2 protein-coding genes are annotated in these 2770 nt (G+C 69.6%); one reads left to right on the top strand and one right to left on the bottom strand.

Annotated features, from left to right (window positions below; all coding sequences use genetic code 11):
• The coding region (locus tag ACIRDX_RS22590; protein ID WP_396627668.1) for a hypothetical protein at positions 1 to 1166 on the top strand (1166 nt) is incomplete at its 5' end.
• A gap of 148 nt (positions 1167 to 1314) precedes the next feature.
• Here the strand turns inward: ACIRDX_RS22590 and ACIRDX_RS22585 are convergent.
• Positions 1315 to 2637, bottom strand: a complete 1323-nt coding sequence (locus ACIRDX_RS22585; RefSeq protein WP_396627667.1) for a DUF1593 domain-containing protein — start codon at positions 2635 to 2637, stop codon at positions 1315 to 1317.
• Positions 2638 to 2770: the final 133 nt, after the last annotated feature.

Here is a 2770-nt window from a genome sequence, read left to right as displayed (position 1 = left end):
AGTACGACCGGCAGGAGTTCAGCTGGTTCGCCTACGACGAGGTCGAGATGCGCGACGGCCTGCGCGTCGGCTTCGGCTTCCGCCACGACTGGCAGTCGCTCGTGGAGGACGGCAACAACTTCGCGCCGCGCGCCAGCCTGTCGTGGACGCCGAAGGAGCAGCCGAAGACGACCGTGACTGCTGGCGTTGGCGTGTTCAACGAGTGGTACCAGCCCTGGGTGTACGAGCAGACGCTGCTGCTCGACGGCATCCGCCAGCGCGACTTCATCGTGCGCGATCCCGGCTATCCCGACCCGCTCGGCGGCCAGGGTCTTGCCGGGCTGCCACCGCCCAGCATCATCCGCGCCTACGACGACGACCTGGCCCTGCAGTACGCGACGCGCGGATCGGTCGGCCTCGAGCACCGGTTCTCACAGCAGCTCCGGCTGCAGCTCAACGTGTACGGGCAGGCCGTGGAGGATCGCCTTCGCGCCTTCAACGCCAACGCGCCACTGGGCGGCGTGTTCCCCGATCCCGACTACGAGCGCATCACGCAGATCGAGGCGTCGGGCCGCGCCCGCTCGGCCGGCTTCGACTCGAGCGTCAGGCTCTCGCGCCAGGACGGCAAGGCCTCCGGGCTGCTCCGCTATCAGTACGGCCAGTCGTGGAACGACTCGGATGGCCCCACGACGCTGCCGGCTGACAGCCGTGATCTCGACGCGGAGTGGGGACCGGCCTCGTGGGATGTGCGCCACCGCGTGTTCGGCTTCGTGCGGATGGAGTTGCCCAATGGTGTCAGGGCCAACGCGTGGGGCGACATCGCGTCAGGCGCTCCGTACACGATCCGCACCGGCTTCGACGACAACGGCGACACGGTGTTCAGCGATCGCCCGTCGGGTCTCGGCCGGAACACCGAACGCGCCACGTGGCAGCGCACGCTCAATCTCCGCATCGGCTGGAAGCCCGACTTCTGGCAGTCGGCGCCGCCGGCCGCGACCGGCCAGGGCAGTGCGCCCGCGCCCTCGTCCACGCCACGCGGCGTCGAGTTCTACGCCCAGGCGTGGAACGTGCTCAACGAGACCAACTTCACGCGCTTCTCCGGCGTGATGACGTCGCCGTACTTCCTGCAACCGACAGCCGCCGCGGCTGCCCGCCGTTTCGACTTCGGCACGCGCGTGTTCTTCTAGCTCACGGCCGCGGCCGTGGAGCGCGGCCGGCTGCGGCCGCGTGTAATGCTGCGATGCCGCGATGCCGGAATGTCGAGGTTCTGGAATCGACATCGGGCATCTTGGCAGTCGCCGCTTCAGTTCTGGTCCCCGAACGGGCTGGCCGGCGCTACGGCAGCGGAGCCTTCGCCCGACGCAGGCGCACGGCGAAGTCGTCGAGCCAGGCGCGGCGCCAGGCGTTCACCGTGCGCGCGCCCTGCAGGTCGCCCTCCGCAACGTCGAGCGCCGGGTCGTCGGTCCACCAGTGCGGCAGCCGGCGATCGGGCCGCGTGGCTGCATCAGGTGGCGCGGCCACGGACGTGAGCTGGCCTCGGAGACCATCGAGTTCCGCTACCGCGCTCCGAATCGTGTAGCTGTACGTCTTGGCTTCCTTCGGCGAGAACCGGAAGCGCATCATCCCGTCGCCGACCTCGCCGACCAGCGACTGGTTCTCGATCACCATCGTCGCCATTGCCGACGCTGGCGTGCCTGCCGGAACCGGCAGCGCCAGGTCGAGGATGCCGAACTGCTCCAGCCGATCGGTGGCCGTGGTGAGTCGAGTGAATGACGCCTGCGGGCGCACCCAGGCCCGCAGGTAACGCCCGCCCCAGCTCGGCTGCGTGGGGTCAGCGGGCGTGCCCTTCAGCAGCCACGCCAGCGTCGGCGTGTCGCCCATCTTGATGAACCCTTCCAGCATGGTTGCGAAGTAGTCGCCGAGCGCGCCGTGCCCGGCGACATGGCGCAGCACGAACGACTCGTTGCCCAGGTCCGCGCCCTGATCGCCACCGGAAAACCACCCGCGATAGGTCGAGTTGTTCTCGATGAACCACAGGTCCGGATGGTGCGTGGCGATGTACTGGTAGGCGTCGGGGCTCCACTTCTTGTTGGGGCCGCCGATGAAGTGCACGCGCAGGCGCGGCAGGATGTCGGGCGCATCGTGCAGGGCTTGCGCGAGGTCCTCGAGTCCGCCCCACACGAGCACGTGCAGCGGCCGCGGGTCATCGGCGCGCGCGCGCGCCACGATCCACGCCGAGCCCTCGGTGGTGCGACGAATGCCGGCTCTCGGCGCGACGTCGGTCTCGCCCTGCTTCGTGATGGCGCGCAGCGCATCGGGCGTGGGATAGCGTGGCGAGTGACTGCGCAGGTTCGGGTAGTCGCGCGCGTACCTGTCGATCACCTCGTGGATGTGCGTGGCGCGGCCGGGCCCGTACGGCGACGACACCAGGCCCTCGATGTCGAGCACGTCGGCATACAGCAGCAGGTGCACCATCGACTGGAAGTCGTCGGGATCGGTGCCGCCGATGTCGGTGGACACGATCACGCGGTGGCGCGCGCCGTCGAGTGCCCCCTGCGTGCCGAGGGATTGACCGGCCTGCGCGTGCCCGGCCCTCGGCGCGGCCATCGCGACGATGAGTCCGAGGGCGAGCGTCGCAATCCCGCTGGCGTGCGTCATGGCCCTGCATCATATGTCCCCATCGTGGCCAGGCCCCTGCAGCGGCGGGCCGCGAAGAAGCGCTGATCAGAGGCCGTCGATGCGCTCGGGACGCACCACGTCGTACTCCAGCATCACCGTGCCCACGCGGTCG

Origin of the sequence: Luteitalea sp. (genome assembly GCF_044337415.1) — a bacterium.
Classification (GTDB): Bacteria; Acidobacteriota; Vicinamibacteria; order Vicinamibacterales; family Vicinamibacteraceae; genus Luteitalea.
This window is presented reverse-complemented; position numbering and strand designations above follow the sequence as displayed.